Here is a 21,733-nt window from a genome sequence, read left to right as displayed (position 1 = left end):
AGGAGGTTAACTTTCTGCAGTTTTTTTATAACTTAGTCAGTTTGTAATGGCTCTTTTAAAGCTTCGATTAATGGTTGGATCGTTGATTGCTGAAGAAGCAATTCTAAGGTACGAATCTCTTTTAGCGAAGGATAATTGTCTAAAAGTAGCCAGTTTTTCTGAGGAGCTATTGGAAGATTAGAAATCCAGTAATCGATGGAATCTGCATTTTGATCGTTCATTACAGAATCTTGGATATCAATGATTTCAAAAACTGCGTACTCATTCAATTTCGTTTTAAGAAGCGTAATCAGTAATTCACTATGTACTTGGTCGTAGGTAAAAGCAAGACCAATTTTTTTCTTCTGTTGATTTTTTCTAATAAGTTCCTTTAAGTGTTTATCATAGATAATTGTAAGATAGAGCCATTCATAAAATAAAGGATCATCATTTATATCATTTCTGAAAGTGATCAATTTTTGTAACAGTCGGTTAGCAGTATGGGCAGAAAAGCGCCCATTTTGCTTAAAAAATTCAATCACAAATCGTTTTTTTTGATCATTTAACAAATATTTGATTTTTCCAGACAAAGTTAGTGATTGATCGATCGAATAATGGAGCTCAATTTCTTTATTTTCTCCAAATAGCTGGTAGAGTTCAGTTGTCAACTGAATCAAGGATTGTTTTTTCCCTTGCATTTCTAGTGAAAGCTTTGGTTCTTTCATCATTGACTGAAATGTTAAGAGATTTGATTGGACGACACCCGTATATGAAAGCTTGAATACTTCTTTGAAGTGTGCATAATCAATGACGATTCGTGAATCATCAAATGGTAAAGTTGCTGAGGATATTGCATTTTTATCCGCTGATTTATAATCAGTCGTTGATTTTTGGATATGGACACTAAGCTTAATAATCACCCAGATCCAGCTACTTAATCGTTGTTGTTCTCGAGAAGTAGAGAAGTTGGGCAATTCGGTAAATGCTTGCAACAGTTGATCAAGAATTAATTGTTCTTTCGGAAGAATATATTGAGTATTAGCGTGATATTTTTCTGAAAAAAAGACATAAAAAAACTGATATAGTTTAGATGAATCTCCTGTAAAGTAGAAAGGAGAGTCAGTCAGACAAATATCATGGCAGTTCAAAAAATCAGCTACTTGTTTTTTGATACGGCGAAATTGAGATTTACTGATTTTTAGTTTTTTTAAAATTTCCGAAGTTGTTATAAACGGACAAGAAAAAACCAGAGAAATAAATTGAATCTGTACAGAATCTTGATAAATATAACTGTATACTTCACTATAGCTGATTGGTTTATTTTTTCTCAGCAATAAATGATCTTTTTTCTTTTCCACTTGAAAAAAGCCACGATTTTCCAGCTCATTCAATTGTTTAAGAATCGTTTGCTTGGTTGCTTGGGTTGTTTCTTCTAGTTGTTGAACGGTCACTTGTCCATTTGCTAAATATGTTTCTAAAATAATTAATTGGATATAATGTTTTTTGGATAATATCGCTTTCATCTTGGTTGGAACCTCCTTACTCGTTATAAGGATTGTACTAATGAAATAGCTGCTATCGGCAATGATAATTTCTTTTTTTTGAAAAAAAAATTATGGACAATTCCAAAAAATTAGTAAACATTAGCAGGATTGCTAAATAGAGAGATGAAAAATGGGAATTTGGCGATTTATTTCTTTTTTTGTGTAAAAAAGGATCTTTAAAATAAAATGTTCATGAAAATTCAAGGCAAATAAAAGAGTATCTCCAGAGATAATATAGAATGAGTCTCGTTACCTAATCGTAACAGCAGAAATCAATTAGTGGGGGAAAATAGAATGAAAAATAACATGAAGAAGGTATTTGTCGCAAGTATTGCCTGTCTGTCTTTAGGAACTTCTATAGGCGTACATGCAACAACCATAGGCAAGGAAGCTATTGCTATCAGTGATAACTTGAAAGAAGTGGTTGAGGATTCGATTATCAGTAACGGGGATTTTAACGCTGGTTTAGATCATTGGATCGTGTCAAACCCAGAATCGAACAATCCAACACTGGTAACCGAAAATGGGGTTTCTTATGTGAAAGCAATGTTGGGCGAAAATATCCATCAATATGTGAAATTACAACTCAATACGACCTACACATTTTCTTATGACGCTGCGGGAAGCAAAAATTTTCCGAGTAAAGTCGAGTTTGGTACATTGAATCACGGAGAAGAATTTGTTTCTTTACAAGAATCGGCACATAATAATGAACAATGGGAAAGACATTCGTTTACTTTTACGACACCAGAAAAAGACAATACATATATTATCCGTTTTTCTTCTACGGGAAATGGTTGGGCAACTTTTAAAAATATCGATGTCCAATCAGAAGATGACACATCCCAAAATACTTTGTTATCTGTTGGAGTAGAAAGTCACCAACCATATATCTACTTAAACTTAACGCCAGAACAATTTAATAGCAAACAACGCCTGATGGTTTATTTGGATGGTAACTATTATTTTGAAACGTATAATGGTAAAGCATACTATTCTTATAAAGATATAACAGACGAACTAGTAAAGATACGTCGTGCGTTTGAAGGCAACAAAGGCGAAAAAATTGAAGTTTATTTAGCACCTGGTTCACCTGGTCAAAGCTCTGCAGGTAAAGTATTGTTAGAAACCTATGTAGTCGAGAAAAAATTGGAATCAGCAGCGACTGAATATGATCAGATCGTGAAAGATATTCAAGTAGTTGGAAATAAAGTAGTGATGGATATTGATCGAGAAATATTTGAGCAAGACAATCGAATCGTACTTTATAAAAATGATGCATATATCGCGGAAACTTATAAAGGAAAAGCTTACTATTCATCAGTCAAAAAAATGAATGAGACTGTTCGGGTGACTTACAGTAAAGGCGTGGTTGCTGGCGATATCATTTCAGTTAAATTAGTAGGTAATCGACCAGGAACAAGTACTACGAATAGTTTCCAACAACTACTAGCGACTATAGAAGTGGAATAATCCCAGTAAAATAGATATCGCTTAGGATGAAGAGATACGACAACAATAAAAAAACTCCCTCACTCGTTTGGCTAGTGGGGGAGTTTTAATCAAATAGGAGAAATGCTTATTTTTTTAATTGCTGATAAGATAGCTATTAGGTATGGATTAGTTCGGGTAAGGACAAGTGTAGATTCCGTTGTTCAGTTCTTTTTTATTTGTGACACTCCTGTACTCTTACAATGGATGATATGGTTTTCACTTTATGAGTCGCTTTTTTTATTGTAAAGGTAATGCTTTTTTGATTGATAAAAAATAGAAGAAGTATTAGTTTGACAAATGAGTGACCACTCATATATAATTATACATGAATAAACGTTCATGTTTAAAGTGAGGAGGTCAGAGCATGAAAAGCTATCGATTAGAAGGATTGGATTGCGCAAACTGTGCAATGAAAATCGAAAAAAGAATCAACGAAATCAATGGGGTAAAGCAAGCAAATGTTAACTTTGCTGTAGGTAAATTAACGATTGACGCAGATCAGGATAAGATAGGTGAAATCGAAACTGAAACTAGAAAAGTGATCAAGGAATTAGAACCAGAAGTTGAGGTAAAAGAGATGGAAGAAGTGACTTCAACATTAAATGAAGAAAAAAAGGATCTGATTCGTATTGTCCTATCAGCTATTGGCTTATTAGGCTTGTTTATTTGGGCTCCAGCTGAACCGATTCGTTTTATTGGATTTTTACTTGTCTATTTATTTATTGGTTTTGATGTTATTAAACAAGCTGCATTAAACATTACGAGAGGTCAATTGTTTGATGAAAATTTTTTGATGGCAATCGCAACGATCGGTGCGATGTTGATTGGTGAATATCCAGAGGCAGTAGCGGTCATGTTGTTTTATCAAGTAGGTGAATATTTCCAAGGCTTTGCAGTCAACCAATCAAGAAAATCGATACGTGCATTGATGGAGATTCGACCAGAAGTGGCTCATGTTGAAACAGAAGCTGGATTGGTGACAACCCAGCCAGAAAGAGTAATGATTGGGGAGCATGTTTTTGTCAAACCAGGAGAACGAGTACCATTAGATGGGAAAGTCATCAGTGGGCAGTCATTAGTTGACACTTCTGCATTAACGGGAGAATCGGTTCCAAAAGAAGTTTTTGAAGGAGAGTCAGTATTAAGTGGTTTTATCAATATCAATCAACCATTAGTTGTTGAAGTAGAAAAAAATTATCAAAACTCAACCATTAGTAAATTGCTCGAATTAGTAGAAAATGCAAGTAGTAAAAAGGCACCAGCAGAAAATTTCATCACTAAATTTGCTCGTTACTACACGCCAGTGGTAGTAGTATTAGCTGTTTTATTAGCCATTTTACCACCACTTGTGTTATCAAATACAGGATTTGATGAATGGATTTACCGAGCTTTGACGTTCTTAGTGATTTCGTGTCCTTGTGCTTTAGTAATTTCGGTACCTTTAAGCTTTTTTGGAGGGATTGGTGGAGCTAGTAAAATGGGTGTATTAGTGAAGGGTAGTAATTACCTTGAATTATTAGCTCATACAGACACCATGGTTTTTGACAAAACAGGAACTCTGACAAAAGGTGATTTTTCTGTTCAATCAATTGAAACTACTATGGTTGAACCTTTATTCATGCAATATGTTGCAAGTGTAGAACAATATTCGACACATCCGATTGCACAAGCGATTTTAGCTGATTATGAAGGAGCATTATTACCCACGGATCAAATGGAAGAAGTTTTAGGCGAAGGAATCAAGGCAGTTGTGGATGGGAAAGTAGTCTTAGTAGGAAATCATAAACTTTTCACTCGATACAATATAGCCTTTCCAGTCAATCAAGCAGTTGGTACCTTAGTATATGTGGCAATTGATCAACAGTATGTTGGAAGCATAGTGATTGCAGATTCCATCAAAGAAGATGCAAAAGCAGCTTTACAAAAACTAAAAAAACTTGGAGTTAAACAAACTGTGATGCTTACCGGGGATGCACAAGCAATTGCGACACATATTGGAAATGAATTAGGAATCGACACGGTCTATAGCGAGCTCTTACCGCAAGACAAAGTGGCTAAATTAGAGCAAATCCTCACGAACGCATCGCAAAAGACTGCGTTTGTTGGTGACGGAATCAATGATGCACCTGTGCTAGCTAGAGCTGATGTCGGAATAGCGATGGGAGGTCTTGGAAGTGATGCAGCAATCGAAGCGGCTGATGTAGTGATCATGAATGATGAACCTGGAAAAATCGCAGATGCTATTCGCTTATCAAGAAAAACGTTGAAAATCGTTAAACAAAATATTATCTTTGCGATCGGGATCAAAAGTGTTGTCTTAATTTTAGGCGCATTCGGGATTGCCACAATGGGAGATGCCGTATTTGCTGATGTAGGTGTCACTGTACTAGCAGTCTTAAACGCTATGAGATGTTTAAAACTCTAACGATCGACTGTTGATCTAAACACAAGCATCGTTAAAGTGAACTTTTCTTGCCTACGGAGTAGGATTATCAGAAAATAAGTGAAAATCTTTAACCAAACTATTTATATGCGTGTTTAAAATGAAGTTCTATAGGTGTATTTTGTTTGTTATTGATCAATAGAAAAGAAATTTTCCTTTATTCGTCAGCTTGATGACTGTTCGGATGAAAGGGGAATTTCTTTTTTTTATGTAAAAGCAACGATTTTTGAATTGTACTACCAGTTGTTGTTTTTTGATTAGAAAGTAAGCATATTAAAATAACTATTTGATCTAATTTTTAGAAAATTCTTTTACATCGTTCAGTTTGAAAGGGATTAACTAATTTATACAAGGTGTTATCTTGTGTAAAATGATAAAAAGATGGAAAAATAGTGTGGGAAAATTAAAAATATACACACATAAAATAACGAACTATTGTAAATAGATAAGAATTTGTTTATGATTGTAAATAGATAAATATTTTATTTAAAAAAATTTAAAAGGAGAAAACAGATGAACGATAAACAACTACGTTGGTTTACCGTAGCACTCATTGCTTTCAACATGGTTTGGGGCATGGGGAATGTAGTAAACAACTATGCGCAACAAGGAATTTCAGTTGTTACTTCTTGGCTATTGATTCTTGCTATTTATTTTATCCCTTATGCCTTGATCGTAGGGCAACTTGGTTCCGCATTTAAAGACAGTAAAGGTGGCGTCAGCTCTTGGGTCGAAAATACGACATCAAATAAACGGTTGGCATACTATGCTGCATGGACTTATTGGGTCGTCCACATTCCTTATCTTGCACAAAAACCTCAGGCAATTTTGATTGCTGCTGGATGGGCAGTTCAAGGAAATGGAAATATTGTTAACACAATGACTGTTCAAATGGTAGCAGTGATTTCCTTAGTAATTTTCTTAGCCTTCTTGTATCTTTCTACAAAAGGATTATCCACATTGAAGGTCATTGGTGGATTAGCAGGAACTGCGATGTTTGTCATGTCACTTTTATTTATTTTGATGGCAGTAACAGCTCCATTTATTACTACTGATATGGAATTTGCTACTACAGGAATGAATCAGGTCAAAACATACATCCCGACATTTGACTTTAGCTATTTTACGACCGTTTCGATGCTTGTATTTGCAGTAGGTGGGGCAGAAAAAATCTCTCCTTATGTTAATTCCACAAGAAATCCAGCCAAAGAATTTCCAAAAGGAATGATTTTCTTGGCTGCAATGGTTGGTGTTTGTGCGGTTTTAGGTTCTGTAGCGATGGGAATGTTATTTGCGAGTGACAATATTCCGAAAGACTTAATGGCAAATGGTGCTTACAGTGCTTTCCAAATCCTAGGCAACTATTATGGCATTGGTAATTCGTTGATGATCATCTATGCTTTGACAAATATGGTTGGTCAAATTTCCGCATTAGCCTTCTCAATCGATGCACCACTGAAAATTTTATTAGCAGATGCAGATCCAGAATTTGTTCCTTCATGGTTACGTAAACGAAGCAATAAAGGAACACTCGTCAATGGCTATTTATTGACTGGGATTTTAGTTAGCATCATCATTTTACTACCCATTTTTGGAATCAAAGACATGAACGAATTAGTGAAATGGTTGACTAATCTAAATTCAGTAGTAATGCCTATGCGTTATTTATGGGTATTCTTAGCGTATATGATGTTGAATAAAGCTTACAAGAAATTTACTTCTGAGTATAAATTCGTGAAGAATCCAAAGGTTGGTTTTATTTTCGGTGCTTGGTGTTTTGCCTTTACCGCTTTTGCTTGTATTCTGGGAATGGTTCCCAAAGTCGAGTATGCGGCTGATCCTAAAGCTTGGTGGTTCCAGTTGATCTCAAATGTCGTTACACCAATTATTTTGATCATGTTGGGAATGATCTTACCAGCGATTGCCCGTCGTGATAAAAATAAAAATGTAAAAGAAACATTGATTGAAACATAATGAGTTGAGAGAGAAACGATCGTTTCTCTCTTTTTTTGTGCCTCATGTTATCATAAATAAAAAAAGAAAAAGTTTTGAGTGGAGGAGGAATAAGATGAAGATAGTAATTTTAGGACAAAGTGGCTCTGGAAAATCGACACTGGCAAGAACTATTCAAGAAACGGCAAAGATTCCTCTTTTACCCTTAGATTTTTTATGGCATGGTACAGATTATAGTGAAAAGGCACAAGTTTGGTTTCAACTAGAGCAAGAAAACTTTATGGCTAAACATGAGAACTGGATCATCGAAGGAAACTATCTTGCTACTGCTAGGAAGAGGCTGCAAGAAGCAGATCAAATCATCTTATTACGAGTGCCAACGTATCTTGCAATGGCTCGTGTCATCAAACGAACTTTAAAAAGAAAGCGAGATCGTGCGACCAGACCTGACATGCCTAATGACTTTACTGAAAAGTTGGATAAAGAATACTTGGATTTTTTGTGTTTTGTTTGGCGTTTTAAGCGAAAGAATGAACCTCGAATCTTCCAACTGATTGATACATTGCAAGTAAAAAATAAGTTACTCATTTTAGATAATAAACGTGATCGACAAAAGTATATTAACCAGTTGAAAAAAAATAAGCCTATTGTTTGACAATTTACGATTACAGTTGTAATCTATTATCGAAGTTAAGTTTACAAATGTAATCGATGGAGGTGGAAAACCAATGGAAGAAAAGAGAGTATTAATTAAAATCAGTGATTCTGAATGGGAAGTCATGCGAGTTATCTGGACTTTAGGTCAAGCAAATGCCCAACAAATCACTCAGATATTAGCTGATTCGATGGATTGGAAAGTAGCAACTGTTAAAACCCTTCTAGGGCGTTTGGTGAAAAAAGAAGCGCTTTGGACTGAACAAGAGGGAAAGAAATTTATTTATCATCCAGCTGTTTCCGAGATGGAAACCGTTCGAAGTGCTACTGAAAATCTCTTTTCACATATTTGTGCAAAAAGAGTCGGTGCGACGATTGCTGATTTGGTTGAAGAAGCGACATTGACCCAAGAAGATATTCAGCAGATCATGAAACAACTCAATAAAAAAGAGCCAGTCGAAACGATTGAATGTAATTGTATACCTGGCCAATGTGAATGTAAGAAACAGTAATAAGGAGGAAACAAGAATGAAACAAGAATTTTCAGTTAAAGGGATGAGTTGCAACCATTGTGTGGCTCGGGTTGAAGAAGCGGTCGGAAGAATCAGTGGTGTCAAAAAAGTAAAAGTTCAGCTGAAAAAAGAAAAAGCCGTTGTGAAATTTGATGAAGCAAATGTTCAAGCGACAGAGATTTGTCAAGCAATCAATGAATTAGGCTATCAAGCAGAGGTGATTTGATGGCAACGAATACTAAAATGGAAACATTTGTCATTACTGGAATGACATGTGCGAATTGTTCTGCTCGAATCGAAAAAGAACTAAATGAACAACCTGGTGTCATGTCCGCTACTGTCAATTTAGCCACTGAAAAGGCAAGTGTGAAATATACCGACACTACTACAGAAAGATTGATCAAAAGTGTCGAAAATATCGGCTATGGGGCAATTTTATATGACGAAGCGCATAAACAAAAAATTGCTGAGGAGAAACAAACCTATTTAAGAAAAATGAAGTTTGATCTTATCTTTAGTGCGATCTTGACTTTACCCTTGATGTTAGCAATGATTGCCATGATGCTTGGAAGTCATGGACCAATTGTGTCGTTCTTCCATCTGCCTCTTGTGCAGTTGCTCTTTGCTTTGCCTGTGCAATTTTATGTAGGTTGGCGCTTTTATAAAGGAGCCTATCATGCATTAAAAACTAAAGCGCCGAATATGGATGTCTTAGTTGCGATTGGAACATCTGCAGCCTTCGCATTAAGCATTTATAATGGTTTTTTCCCTAGCCATTCCCATGATCTTTATTTTGAAAGTAGCAGTATGATCATTACCTTGATTTTACTTGGAAAGTATTTAGAACATACAGCAAAAAGTAAAACAGGCGATGCGATCAAACAGTTGATGTCCCTTCAGACAAAAACAGCACAAGTTTTAAGAGATGGCAAAGAAGAGACGATTGCAATTGATGAGGTCATGATCGATGACATCTTAGTGATTCGTCCTGGTGAACAAGTACCTACAGATGGACGGATCATTGCTGGCACTAGTGCATTGGATGAAAGCATGTTGACAGGAGAAAGTGTACCTGTTGAGAAAAAAGAAAAAGATATGGTTTTTGGTGGAACGATCAATACCAATGGATTGATCCAAATACAAGTTTCTCAGATAGGAAAAGATACGGTGTTGGCACAAATCATCCAAATGGTGGAAGATGCTCAAGGAAGTAAAGCACCGATCCAACAAATTGCTGACAAGATTTCAGGGATTTTCGTACCGATCGTTTTGTTTTTAGCATTGGTGACACTATTAGTTACAGGATGGCTCACGAAGGATTGGCAGTTAGCATTACTTCATAGTGTGTCCGTTTTGGTCATTGCTTGCCCCTGTGCGCTTGGTTTAGCAACACCAACCGCCATCATGGTAGGAACAGGAGTCGGTGCTCATAATGGGATATTGATCAAAGGTGGCGAAGCGTTAGAAGGAGCCGCTCATCTAAATAGTATTATTTTGGATAAAACTGGAACGATTACACAAGGCCGACCAGAAGTAACAGATGTCATCGGTCCCAAAGAGATCATTTCCCTTTTCTATTCCCTTGAACATGCTTCTGAACATCCTTTAGGAAAAGCTATTGTTGCTTATGGTGCAAAAGTCGGTGCAAAAACTCAGCCAATCACTGATTTTGTTGCTCATCCTGGTGCAGGAATCAGTGGAACGATCAACGGTGTTCATTATTTTGCTGGGACTAGAAAGAGACTAGCTGAAATGAACCTTTCATTTGATGAATTTCAAGAACAGGCGTTAGAATTAGAACAGGCAGGGAAAACAGTGATGTTTTTAGCCAACGAAGAACAGGTTCTTGGAATGATCGCTGTTGCTGATCAAATCAAAGAAGATGCAAAACAAGCAATCGAGCAACTACAACAAAAAGGTGTAGATGTGTTTATGGTTACGGGAGATAATCAACGAGCCGCTCAAGCAATCGGCAAACAAGTAGGAATTGATTCCGACCATATCTTTGCAGAAGTTTTACCTGAAGAAAAAGCCAACTATGTAGAAAAACTACAGAAAGCTGGAAAGAAAGTTGGCATGGTCGGTGATGGAATCAATGATGCCCCAGCGCTAGCTTTAGCAGATGTTGGGATTGCAATGGGAAGTGGAACCGATATTGCGATGGAAACAGCCGATGTGACATTAATGAATAGTCATTTAACTTCTATCAATCAAATGATTTCTTTGTCAGCTGTCACATTAAAAAAAATCAAACAAAATTTGTTTTGGGCATTCATTTATAATACGATCGGGATTCCTTTTGCTGCCTTTGGTTTTTTAAACCCAATCATTGCTGGTGGCACAATGGCCTTTAGTTCAATCAGTGTATTATTGAATTCTTTAAGCTTAAATCGAAAAACGATCAAATAAATCGTTTCAGAGGAAAGGAAGGAAAAAGATGAATAATGGAATAGATCCTGAGAATGAAACAAATAAAAAGGGCGCTATTGGAAAGAATCCTGAGGAAAAAATAACTGTAGAACAAACGAATACCAAGAATAATTTACAGGAACATGGAAAAATGGAAAATATGGATCAACACCATACGCATGGACACATGAGCGGAATGGATCATAGCCATATGGATCATGAAGATATGAGTGGAATGAATCATAGCCATATGGATCATGAAGATATGAGTGGAATGAATCATAGCCACATGGGTCATGAAAATATGGGTGGAATGGATCATTCTATGCACATGGGGAACTTTAAGCAAAAATTTTGGCTTTCTCTGATTTTAGCGATTCCGATTATTCTTTTTTCACCGATGATGGGGATGTCCTTTCCTTTTCAAGTGACGTTTCCTGGTTCTAATTGGGTGGTGTTGGTTCTGGCAACGATTTTATTTATTTATGGCGGACAACCATTCTTAAGCGGAGCCAAAATGGAATTGAAACAAAAAAGTCCAGCAATGATGACACTGATTGCTATGGGGATTACCGTCGCATATGTTTATAGTGTGTATTCTTTTATAGCCAACCTCATCAACCCCCATACACATGTCATGGATTTTTTCTGGGAATTAGCAACGTTAATCGTAATCATGTTATTGGGACATTGGATCGAAATGAATGCAGTCTCTAATGCCAGCGATGCTTTACAAAAATTAGCAGAATTATTACCTGAATCGGTAAAACGATTGAAAAAAGACGGGACTGAAGAAACCGTCTCTTTAAAAGAAGTCCATGAAGGTGATCGTCTAATTGTTCGTGCTGGAGACAAGATGCCAACGGATGGGACGATCGACAAAGGACATACCATTGTTGATGAATCTGCTGTTACGGGTGAATCCAAAGGGGTTAAAAAGCAAGTGGGCGATTCGGTCATTGGTGGATCAATTAATGGCGACGGAACAATTGAAATTACTGTAACAGGTACTGGCGAAAATGGTTACCTTGCAAAAGTAATGGAGATGGTACGAAAAGCCCAAGGAGAAAAATCTAAATTAGAGTTTCTATCAGATAAAGTAGCAAAATGGTTATTTTATGTGGCTTTAGTAGTTGGGATCATCGCCTTTATTGCTTGGCTCTTCCTAGCAAATCTACCAGATGCACTAGAACGAATGGTCACCGTGTTCATCATTGCTTGTCCGCATGCACTGGGACTTGCAATTCCATTAGTCGTTGCTCGTTCGACTTCGATCGCAGCTAAAAATGGGTTGCTTTTGAAAAATCGGAATGCGATGGAACAAGCCAATGATCTAGATGTGATCATGTTAGATAAAACAGGCACGTTGACCCAAGGGAAATTTACTGTAACTGGTATTGAGATTTTAGATGAAGCTTATCAAGAAGAAGAAATCTTGAAATATATCGGTGCTTTAGAAGCACATGCAAATCATCCTTTAGCGATTGGGATAATGAATTATTTAAAAGAAAAAAAGATTACTCCTTATCAAGCACAGGAACAAAAAAATTTAGCAGGTGTTGGTTTAGAAGCAACTGTGGAAGACAAAGATGTTAAAATTATTAATGAAAAAGAAGCAAAACGTTTAGGACTAAAAATCGACCCTGAACGATTAAAAAACTATGAAGCTCAAGGAAACACTGTCAGCTTTTTAGTAGTTTCAGATAAATTAGTGGCTGTGATTGCTCTAGGAGATGTCATTAAACCAGAAGCAAAAGAGTTTATCCAAGCGATCAAAGAAAAAAATATTATCCCAGTCATGTTGACTGGGGATAACCCCAAAGCAGCCCAAGCAGTAGCGGAATATCTTGGAATCAATGAATATTACGGTGGTCTACTGCCAGATGACAAAGAGGCGATCGTTCAAAGATATCTTGATCAAGGAAAAAAAGTGATCATGGTTGGTGACGGCATCAATGATGCGCCAAGCTTAGCACGGGCAACGATAGGTATGGCAATCGGAGCAGGAACTGATATTGCGATTGATTCTGCAGATGTTGTCTTAACGAACAGTGACCCCAAAGATATCTTGCATTTCTTAGAATTAGCAAAAGAAACAAGAAGAAAAATGATCCAAAATCTTTGGTGGGGCGCTGGTTATAATATTATTGCTATTCCTTTAGCAGCAGGAATCTTAGCACCGATCGGACTTATTTTAAGCCCAGCAGTGGGAGCAGTCTTGATGTCACTAAGTACAGTGGTCGTTGCGCTCAACGCCTTAACTTTAAAATAAGTTGTTAACGTTACTTGATTAACGAGTGAGTGTAAGAATAGAAAAAAGACAATCTTTAAGGACAAACACAAGCAAATTTATTCAAATGAAAACTGGCAAGCAGCTATTTTTCAGCGAATCAATTTTAGCAAAGGTCGTTAAAGATTGTCTTTTTTATTTATGTAGACAAAATGAAAAGAAAAAATGGCAGGAGAAGGGTTGAGAGAGGGATTCAAGAAATAATCAGTAACCATAGTTGTTCCCATTGTACGAAATTTTGCACAGTTCAATGTGTGACGGTAAGAAAAAAATAGCAGTAGTTAACTTTTTCGATCTGTTAAATTAGAATTTAATGAATTTCGTTTGAATTAAAGAAGAAAAAATGTTTTTTTTCGTAATTTATATATAGGGAGATGTATTAATCTATAGTTGATCGTACTCCTGAAACACACAGTAAAAAATAAGTGAGGGAACGCCAATGAAGTGGCAAAGATTATTGTCAAAAAATGTACAAAATCTATTTATATTGATCCATCAAATGAAAGATTTATCGTGGAAAAAAACGGATCTAGCAGAAAAACTATTAGTTGATGTAAAAACGATCGATCGATATTTAAAAAGATTAGAAGAAGGAGATTTTCCGATCCAACTGATTCAACATAAAAAAAGCGTAAAGCTGATTTATAATAAAGGCTACAGTGAGCCCTATTTGTTGTTTGATTTTCTGATCCACTCTTCGTCCTTTTGCTTATTGAAGGATTTGATTTTGAACACGGAGTATCAACAAGAGTATGATCGCTCCTCACAAGAGCGTCTAAGAAAATGGCTGGGTGAATATCATTTGTCTTTTTCTTATCGAAAACAACAACTTTATGGTTCTGAAAGAAAGATACGCTATCTTTTTTTCTGTTTTCTTAAAGATTTTCCCCTCTTTTTTATTGGGGATACAGAACAGTCTTTTTCCGAATTATTTATCCATTTGTTGGAGACACGTGCCCAAAATGCCGAAATCAAAATATTAGACGAACATCGCACGCTTTTTTTTGAACTTTTTCCAGAGTTGTTATTCCGACACGAACAACGTTTATCTGTCCGCGAAAAAAATTACCGCTGTATCGTTCGTTTAAGTTGCAACATCATTATCGAAAAATACTGGAAAAAAATTGAAGAAACGAAAATCTACCGAAAATTAATGACCTTAACAGAGAAATTGGATTCGTTGTTTTGGTTGGCTAGTGAATTTGAAAGTACGAATAAAACAACGATCACGCGAGTTATCTATCAAGAGTGGCTCCGTTACTCAATTGGGCTACACGAAAGAGTAGTCAAAGAGGAATTTCATGAGTATCAGGAAAGCTTGCGTTTGGTGCCGAATGTTAATGAAAAACTTTATCAATACCGGATGGCTTTACAACAAGCACTTACATATCCATCGTATGAATGGGGCCTACTTTTACTTAAAGTTTTGCAAGAAAGAGGATACCTGGAAATCTATCCACCAGAAGTAAAAATCGTCTTTTTTTTTCGTTACGATCATGAGGAAGCGCGCCGCCTAGCTTCTGTTCTGGATAAGACCTTGCGACATCGAAAACGGACCTCCATACATGTTTGTACTCGATCAATCCCTCCAAGTTATGCACAATTGATTATTACGGACCATTTTTTTCCATTAAATAATAGTAAACATCAAAAGACTTATTTCTACCAACCTTCTTTTGGGGTAGATCGTCTACTATCAGATATTGATTATTGGATTGATACGAAAAATTGATTTTTATCATATGAAAAGGGTGTGTTATAATAAAGAAGATGAGTAAAGGAGGATGTCTTTTGGATTTAAAGAAATTAGAAGTTCCTACATCTTCAATCACTGAAGTAAAACGATCACCGATGGATGTATTTGATCAGGCAAGAAAAGCTGAAACCGGTGTATATATATTTAATCGTGAAAAAGTTGCAGGAGTGATGTTGACACAAGAGCAATATGAAACACTGTTACAAGAATTAGCAGATTTACGTCAGAAGGCAAATGAAGAAGTACAGGCACCTATAGAAAGTAATGAACTACTTGGAAACTACACTGACCAAACAGCTGCTGTCGTTTCGACTTCTGATGGTCTAGATGAGTTGGTACAAACACTGAAACGTTATTTGATTACTGGTGTAACGATTTCTGCTAAAAATTTAGATGAACGAATGGTTACACTAGGTTTCATTACGAAAAAGACGGGCTTTGGAGGAGTGGTCGATATGTTAAACGAATTGACCGCAACTGGAAAGATCAATTATCAGTTACGTAGAAAACCAAACAGTCGTACAGTAATTGCTGAGATTATTGGTGAACAAGACAGTCAATCACAATTATTTGATAAAATTATTATAAAAAAAATTTATCTACATGAACTTTAATGAATAGCGTAAATTTTTATTTTTTGCTTCTTTCGGTGCTATGATTTTTCAGACTTTTTTACAAGGATCAATGAGAAATCATAGCTGATTTTCTATAAAAATTGGGTGGTTACCGATCCTTTGCTAGTCATATTTTTTCGATTCACTGATTTAACGAGTGAAAATTCTTGCCCAAAAAGCCCCAAGAATTTGAGGGATCAAATACAAAACCGAAAGCAGTAAAATCAGTTGGGTTGGTTTGAATGGCTGGTAAAAGAAATGCCAATCAGAGTAATAGTGACAAATCAAATAAGAAATGAATGTTGAACTAATATTAATAAAGAAGAGAAAGAGTAACTGTTGCTTTTTCTGGAAGCTAAAGCCAGCGTAAAAAGACAGAAAAATCAAAAAAATCAAGCCAAAAACAGAATGATACCGATAATCTAGTAGTAAAGAGAAGTACACATACGGAATGAAAAGTAAGAGCAAAATTAATTTTTTTCCATGATTTTTCATGGTGTGTTCCCCCAATCAGGTGAATCCGATTTCTTCTACTTTCATTCTAAAATCAACCAGCTAATAATCAAACACTTTTTTGAAATTTGTAGATTAAATGAATAAACTCTCATAGCCTTATCTCTAAAAAAAAAGATTTTCCCCCTAATTTTTTTAGAGAAAACGCTTATAGTAGGTGAAAGAAAAAATCGCGTAGGAGTAAAGTGATGAAAAAGAAAATAAAACTTGAACAATTGTATTTATTTTTTTGGTTTTTTCCAATTCTGCTGTTGCCGTTTACTTGGGTGAATGCCGTTGTTCAGGGAGCAGAAATTTTGGGGCTAATTCATGGTACTGGGATTGTAGTATCGAAAAATTTTCCAATTTTAACACTATTCTATTTTTTAGTGAGTATGAGCTTGATTTTGACAAATAAATTTATGAATAGTTATAATTGGCATTTGATTCATTTTTCTTGTATGTTGGTTTTTACTTCCTTTTTTTCTATTCTGCCACGAATCATTGTTGGACCGAATGGCTTAAGTGAAAGTGGATTGAAAGATACAGGGGAAACTTCGATGTACTTTTTGACCATTAAACCAAGTTTTTATCTAGCGATTCTTTCGTTTTTATTAGCAGTCATTTTTTATTCTATAGCAAAATTAAGAATAGAAGAAAAACTGTCCGGCGAAGTTAATAAATAGGTTCAATAAAGAGGAAACATTGTGAGCAAATGATAGTAGCGAACAGTGTTTTTTTGCTCTTTGTCAAAGATTTTTGATCCCAAAACAGGCGTTGGCAGGATTCGACGTTTTGAAAACACTGTACAAAAATACCTGAAAGGATGGCAGGAAAGCAAGAACAACTTAAGGAAATAGAAGAGAAGTTAGAAATAGCGAAAAAACAGCTTCGTTTCCCACAAAAGGAAGAACTCAAAGAAAAAGTGGTAGAACAAACTAGAATAAACATAGAAATGGAGTATTCACTAAGTAAGAAGTTAGATACGTAATCAATGGATGAAGATATGAATGAAGTAATGTTGCCTGAAGAAGAATACAATGAAGAAAATCAAATCGAAATATAAAAGAACGAATAACTGAATGTATTACATATTTCGCAAAGGAAATATCTCTTTTCGTATAATAATCAACCTATTTAAAAAATTCAAATAGCCTTTTTAGGCAAGCTAAAGATCTTTATTCTATGATATAATATTATTGTAGAAAGTTTGTGGCGGTTTGGCAAATCCAATTGAGGGGGCGTGGTGCCTATGAGCTTATTAGCTTGTTGGACGTACTCTTTAGAAAGGAAATGCCTGATTTTTTCTCATTGGATCAAATCATTGCTATTATCGGAGCAGCAGTAATAATTACTGCAATAGCGAAAGCTAGTGATTCGATTTTAGCATGGTTAAAGTTCAAAAAAGAACAAAAAAAATAGAGCCGTCTCAACTTTTGGCAGAGTAGACAGGCTCTAAACTTGTTAAAAAATGCCATCCGCTTTGAACGGACTACACTGGGCATGTTACAGCATGCCCTTTCATTTTTATTATAACCCATTTATCTAAATTTGAAAAGTAACTTTGTTTGCGAAGTGTTGTTCTGCATGACATTAAATATAGCATATTGCTACTTCTTCAATCATAGTAGAATCATTAATCCCAATTGCTATTCTATTACTTGAATAGGGCTTTTTGTCAAATGACGTTGGTAAAGAGAAAGTCTAGAATCATTTGGCCAGAAAGAAGAAAACTTCTTTCTGTGTTTTTTTTTTGGTTAAAATAGTTTTACGTGACGGATCATGGTTTAAAGGATTTCAGGGGGGCTCTTCTCTCTGTTTTTACATCATAAAAAATTTGTCGGTGAATTTCACCAACATCAAAAAGTACGGAGCCTTTTTATTTGGCTTGGATTTACGATAACTTTACATAAATTAACTGGATATTTACACCTTCAATATGCAGGATTTACAGTGGATTGCTACAATTTACTTGTAAATAAGAAAGGGGTATATCAATGAAAAAAGTATTATTTTCTTTAGGTGTTTTAGGTCTTATGTTAGCTGGCTGTGGTTCCGGTTCTGGTAGCACGGATGGCTCCGCAGCACAAAATAATTCTGCAACTTCTGGCGATCAAGTCAAAATCGTGGCTGTCGGATCTACTGCGCTCCAACCTCTAGTCGATGCAGCACAAGAAAGTTTTGTCCAAAAAAATCCCAACTATCAAATCTCTGTCCAAGGTGGCGGAAGTGGTACTGGGTTAAGTCAGGTCGAGTCTGGGGCAGTGACAATAGGAAACTCCGATGTCTTTGCTGAGGAAAAAGAAGGCGTAGATGCAAGTAAAATAAAGGATCATAAAGTTGCGGTGGTAGGTATGGCGCCAATCGTCAATAAAGACACGAACGTCAAAAATATTACAAAACAGGAATTAATTGATATATTCACTGGAAAAATTACCAATTGGCAAGAACTAGGTGGGAAAGATGAAAAAATCAATGTCATCAATCGGGCAAATGGTAGTGGTACACGAGCTACTTTTGAAAAGTGGGGATTAGATGGTGCTACTCCAGTACAATCACAAGAACAGGATTCATCAGGAACTGTTCGACAAATTGTTAGCCAAACTCCTGGCGCAATCAGCTACCTTGCTTTTTCTTATTTGGATGATAAAACACAGGCTTTAAGTATTGATGGTGTAGAACCAAAAGAAGAAAATGTTGCTGACAACAGTTGGAAAATTTGGTCTTATGAACACATGTATACAAAAGGTGAGCCTTCCCCAGAAGTTCAAAAATTTTTAGATTATATGATGACAGACGAAATCCAACAAGGACCGGTGAAAGAACTCGGTTACTTACCAATTACTGCGATGAAAGTAGAACGTGATGCTGAAGGAAACTTAAAATAAGCAATCATGTACTCAAATCTGCTACCCCTAAAAGTGTGCCTTTAACAGGCATGCTTTTTTTTTAGCTATTTCCTGCAAATGAATATGACAGTAATGAAAGATATTTATTAGTCATTTCATAGGCTTTTTTTTTACAAATGTATTAAGGTAAATATAATACTAATAATCGAGGTAAACGGTAAATGAGAATATTTAGTCATCAAACGGAAGTTGAAAAAGATCAAACTTCAGTTAAAAATATTACAAGGTATGCTCCCGATTATCGAGAGGGGCTAACAGATGAGCAAGTTGCAGAACGAGTGCATGCTCAAGCAACAAATGAAACGATCGACCCATCATTTAAAACGAACAAACAAATCGTTTTGCAAAATATATTTACTTATTTTAATTTGATTTTTATCGTCTTAGCAGTTTTATTATGTCTAGTTAGTTCCTATAAAAATTTGACTTTTTTGCCAGTGATTCTTGCAAACACGGGAATTGCTATCTATCAAGAGATTCGCTCAAAAAAGATATTAGATAATTTGAGTGTACTGAATGCAGCAAAAGTTACAGTCGTAAGAAACGGCGTAGCCAATAAGATCGATATGGAGGAATTAGTTTTAGATGATGTCATCTTGCTCGAAACGGGTCAACAGATTCCTGCAGACGGTTATGTCTTAGACGGTAAATTACAAGTCAACGAAGCACTTTTGACAGGTGAAGCAGATGAGATCGTGAAAGAAGTAGATGATTATTTGATGTCAGGGAGCTTTGTCGTTTCTGGTAAGGCTTATGTACGATTAGACAAGGTTGGCTATGACTCTTACATCTCCCAATTAACAGCAAAAGCAAAAAAAATGGGAGGAGGCGAACAATCAGAAATGATTGCTTCGCTGAATAAATTAATCAAATGGATCGGGATCATTATTATTCCCATCGGCATCACTTTGTTTTCACAAAGTTACTTTTTTAATGGCAACACGATCAAAGAAAGTGTGGTAGCCATGGAAGCAGCTTTAATCGGGATGATACCAGAAGGCTTGTACTTATTGACAACGATCGCTCTAGCAATGAGTGCCGCTCGTTTAGCTAAGCAACGAGTATTATTACATGATATGAAAAGCATAGAGACTTTAGCAAGGGTTAATGTACTATGTGTAGATAAAACAGGAACTATTACTGAAAATCAGATGTCTGTACAAAAACTAGTGATTGCTAAAAATGAGCAGGCGGAGCAACAGGCAACTAGGATTCAAGAACTCATTTCAGATTATGCTAAAGCTATGGCAAATGACAATGCGACGATGCAAGCAATCAAAACGTACTTTAATAAGCCTACAGATCAAGAGCCTTTATCTATCTTGCCTTTTTCGTCGGTACAAAAATTCAGTAGCGTAACATTTGCGGATGGGGTCTATGTATTAGGAGCGCCAGAAATGGTTTTACGTGAACGTTTCGAAACAGTTAAAAATGAATTTAGTCAATATGCTGATCAAGGCTACCGTGTGTTGGTTTTCGGTAGTTACCAAGGAATATTGAGCGAAGCACTTTTAGAAGCAGAAGTGATTCCGCTTGCTTATCTTTTGATTGCCAACCCAATTCGAAAAGAAGCCCCTGACACATTTGCTTATTTTAAGGAACAAGGGGTAGCAATCAAAGTGATTTCAGGGGATAATCCGCAGACCGTTTCAACTGTCGCATTACAGGCGGGCATTGCTAATGCAGACCAATATATTGATGTTTCTCAACTTGCTGAGGAAGATTATCTCTCAGCAGTGGAAAAATACACCGTATTTGGACGGGTTAAGCCTGAACAAAAAATGCAGTTCGTTCAGCTTCTTAAACAAAAAAATACAGTTGCGATGACTGGTGATGGTGTCAATGACATTTTAGCAATGAAAGAAGCTGATTGTAGTATCGCTATGGCTTCTGGCAACGAAGCAACGATCCAAGCTGCGCAAGTTGCCTTATTAGATTCTGATTTTTCTAGAATGCCTGAGATCGTAGCAGAAGGTCGGCGAGTTGTTAATAATATTGAACGATCTGCTAGTTTGTTTTTAGTAAAAAATATTTTTTCTTTCTTACTTTCCGTCTTTTCTGTCTTGTTCGCATTGACTTATCCGTTGGAGCCTTCTCAAATTACCTTGATTAGTCTGTTTACGATTGGTTTGCCATCGTTTTTACTTGCTCTTGAAGAAAACAAAAATCGAATTGAAGGAAAGTTTATTGTGAATGTCTTAGAAAAAGCCATTCCTGGTGGGCTAACAGATATGACTGTCGTGGGGACTTTAGTGGTAGGTGGTGTCATCTTGCATTTGAATAAGACAGATGTTTCCACTGCTTCAACGATGCTACTGACAGCGGTTGGTTTTCTCGTACTCTATAAAATTTGTCACCCATTGAACCAATTCAGAGGGCGGATCATTTTATTTTGTGCAGCAGGTATCTTATTTTCAGTCGTCTTTCTGCATAAATTATTTTCTATCTCCGCTATTTCACCCGTTTCGATTCTGTTGCTTTTGATTCTATTTTTTGCGGCGGACTCGATTTTCCGGCAGTATACGCGAATGATCGAAAATTACAGCCAATTGAAGGATGGAAAGAAAAAACGGTCTGCTTGGTTCTGGCTCAAAGTGCTGTTTTCAGTAGACAATAAACACGATTAACAGATAGACAAAACAAAAATAGGCGGTTATGCCAACCGCCTATTTTTTTCTGTTCCG

General features: G+C 36.2%; 17 protein-coding genes. 15 read left to right on the top strand and 2 right to left on the bottom strand.

Annotation, left to right across the window (positions count from 1 at the left end; translation table 11 throughout):
* Nucleotides 1-32: 32 nt before the first annotated feature.
* Entirely contained in the window at nucleotides 33-1,502 is a 1,470-nt protein-coding gene (locus IGJ23_RS09270; protein ID WP_438774880.1) for a helix-turn-helix domain-containing protein, read from the bottom strand.
* Nucleotides 1,503-1,817: 315 nt separating this feature from the next.
* On the opposite strand from IGJ23_RS09270, the gene IGJ23_RS09265 reads away from it, so the two are divergent.
* From IGJ23_RS09265 to IGJ23_RS09220, 10 genes are all read left to right on the top strand, one after another.
* Nucleotides 1,818-2,996, top strand: a complete 1,179-nt coding sequence (locus IGJ23_RS09265) for a carbohydrate binding domain-containing protein (RefSeq protein ID WP_207433527.1) — start codon at nucleotides 1,818-1,820, stop codon at nucleotides 2,994-2,996.
* Nucleotides 2,997-3,381: 385 nt separating this feature from the next.
* Nucleotides 3,382-5,442, top strand: coding sequence for a heavy metal translocating P-type ATPase (locus IGJ23_RS09260; RefSeq protein WP_178285863.1), 2,061 nt, complete (start codon nucleotides 3,382-3,384; stop codon nucleotides 5,440-5,442).
* A 531-nt stretch (nucleotides 5,443-5,973) separates the two neighbouring features.
* Nucleotides 5,974-7,434, top strand: coding sequence for an APC family permease (locus IGJ23_RS09255; protein ID WP_010718493.1), 1,461 nt, complete (start codon nucleotides 5,974-5,976; stop codon nucleotides 7,432-7,434).
* 94 nt (nucleotides 7,435-7,528) lie between these two features.
* Nucleotides 7,529-8,068 (top strand): topology modulation protein, encoded by a 540-nt coding sequence (locus tag IGJ23_RS09250; protein WP_088745559.1) that lies wholly within the window; start codon nucleotides 7,529-7,531, stop codon nucleotides 8,066-8,068.
* 73 nt (nucleotides 8,069-8,141) lie between these two features.
* Nucleotides 8,142-8,579: a CopY/TcrY family copper transport repressor gene (locus IGJ23_RS09245; protein WP_010718491.1), complete on the top strand. Its 438-nt coding sequence runs from the start codon at nucleotides 8,142-8,144 to the stop codon at nucleotides 8,577-8,579.
* 16 nt (nucleotides 8,580-8,595) lie between these two features.
* Nucleotides 8,596-8,805, top strand: coding sequence for a copper chaperone CopZ (copZ, locus tag IGJ23_RS09240; RefSeq protein ID WP_207433525.1), 210 nt, complete (start codon nucleotides 8,596-8,598; stop codon nucleotides 8,803-8,805).
* Nucleotides 8,805-10,988: a copper-translocating P-type ATPase CopA gene (gene copA / locus IGJ23_RS09235; RefSeq protein WP_207433523.1), complete on the top strand. Its 2,184-nt coding sequence runs from the start codon at nucleotides 8,805-8,807 to the stop codon at nucleotides 10,986-10,988. The genes copZ and copA overlap by 1 nt, the downstream gene beginning before the upstream one ends.
* A 28-nt stretch (nucleotides 10,989-11,016) precedes the next feature.
* Nucleotides 11,017-13,260, top strand: coding sequence for a copper/silver-translocating P-type ATPase CopB (gene copB, locus IGJ23_RS09230; RefSeq protein WP_207433521.1), 2,244 nt, complete (start codon nucleotides 11,017-11,019; stop codon nucleotides 13,258-13,260).
* 457 nt (nucleotides 13,261-13,717) lie between these two features.
* Entirely contained in the window at nucleotides 13,718-15,010 is a 1,293-nt protein-coding gene (locus IGJ23_RS09225) for a helix-turn-helix domain-containing protein (protein ID WP_010737923.1), read from the top strand.
* A 59-nt stretch (nucleotides 15,011-15,069) separates the two neighbouring features.
* Nucleotides 15,070-15,648 (top strand): hypothetical protein, encoded by a 579-nt coding sequence (locus IGJ23_RS09220; RefSeq protein WP_063627365.1) that lies wholly within the window; start codon nucleotides 15,070-15,072, stop codon nucleotides 15,646-15,648.
* Between the two features lie 150 nt (nucleotides 15,649-15,798).
* On the opposite strand, the gene IGJ23_RS09215 is transcribed toward IGJ23_RS09220, so the two are convergent.
* Nucleotides 15,799-16,143, bottom strand: coding sequence for a hypothetical protein (locus tag IGJ23_RS09215; protein ID WP_014834534.1), 345 nt, complete (start codon nucleotides 16,141-16,143; stop codon nucleotides 15,799-15,801).
* A gap of 206 nt (nucleotides 16,144-16,349) precedes the next feature.
* Here IGJ23_RS09215 and IGJ23_RS09210 point away from each other — a divergent pair, with 206 nt between their 5' ends.
* The 5 genes from IGJ23_RS09210 to IGJ23_RS09190 all read left to right on the top strand — a co-directional run bounded on the left by IGJ23_RS09210 (nucleotide 16,350) and on the right by IGJ23_RS09190 (nucleotide 21,676).
* Entirely contained in the window at nucleotides 16,350-16,826 is a 477-nt protein-coding gene (locus IGJ23_RS09210) for a hypothetical protein (RefSeq protein ID WP_010718484.1), read from the top strand.
* Between the two features lie 140 nt (nucleotides 16,827-16,966).
* Nucleotides 16,967-17,131 carry a hypothetical protein gene (locus IGJ23_RS09205; protein WP_207433517.1) on the top strand — a complete coding sequence of 55 codons (165 nt, stop codon included), beginning with the start codon at nucleotides 16,967-16,969 and terminating at the stop codon, nucleotides 17,129-17,131.
* Between the two features lie 221 nt (nucleotides 17,132-17,352).
* A complete protein-coding gene (locus tag IGJ23_RS09200; protein WP_207433515.1) occupies nucleotides 17,353-17,562 on the top strand; it encodes a hypothetical protein in 210 nt (69 codons plus the stop codon).
* A 575-nt stretch (nucleotides 17,563-18,137) separates the two neighbouring features.
* Nucleotides 18,138-19,028, top strand: a complete 891-nt coding sequence (locus IGJ23_RS09195; RefSeq protein ID WP_010737921.1) for a phosphate ABC transporter substrate-binding protein — start codon at nucleotides 18,138-18,140, stop codon at nucleotides 19,026-19,028.
* 182 nt (nucleotides 19,029-19,210) lie between these two features.
* On the top strand, nucleotides 19,211-21,676 hold the full coding sequence (locus IGJ23_RS09190; protein ID WP_094940362.1) for a cation-translocating P-type ATPase: 2,466 nt from the start codon (nucleotides 19,211-19,213) through the stop codon (nucleotides 21,674-21,676).
* Nucleotides 21,677-21,733: the final 57 nt, after the last annotated feature.

Source organism: Enterococcus sp. DIV1682a (genome assembly GCF_051711005.1).
Classification (GTDB): domain Bacteria; phylum Bacillota; class Bacilli; order Lactobacillales; family Enterococcaceae; genus Enterococcus_B; species Enterococcus_B hirae.
The sequence above is the reverse complement of the archived record's forward strand: the minus strand, read 5'-3'. Positions and strand labels throughout refer to the sequence as shown.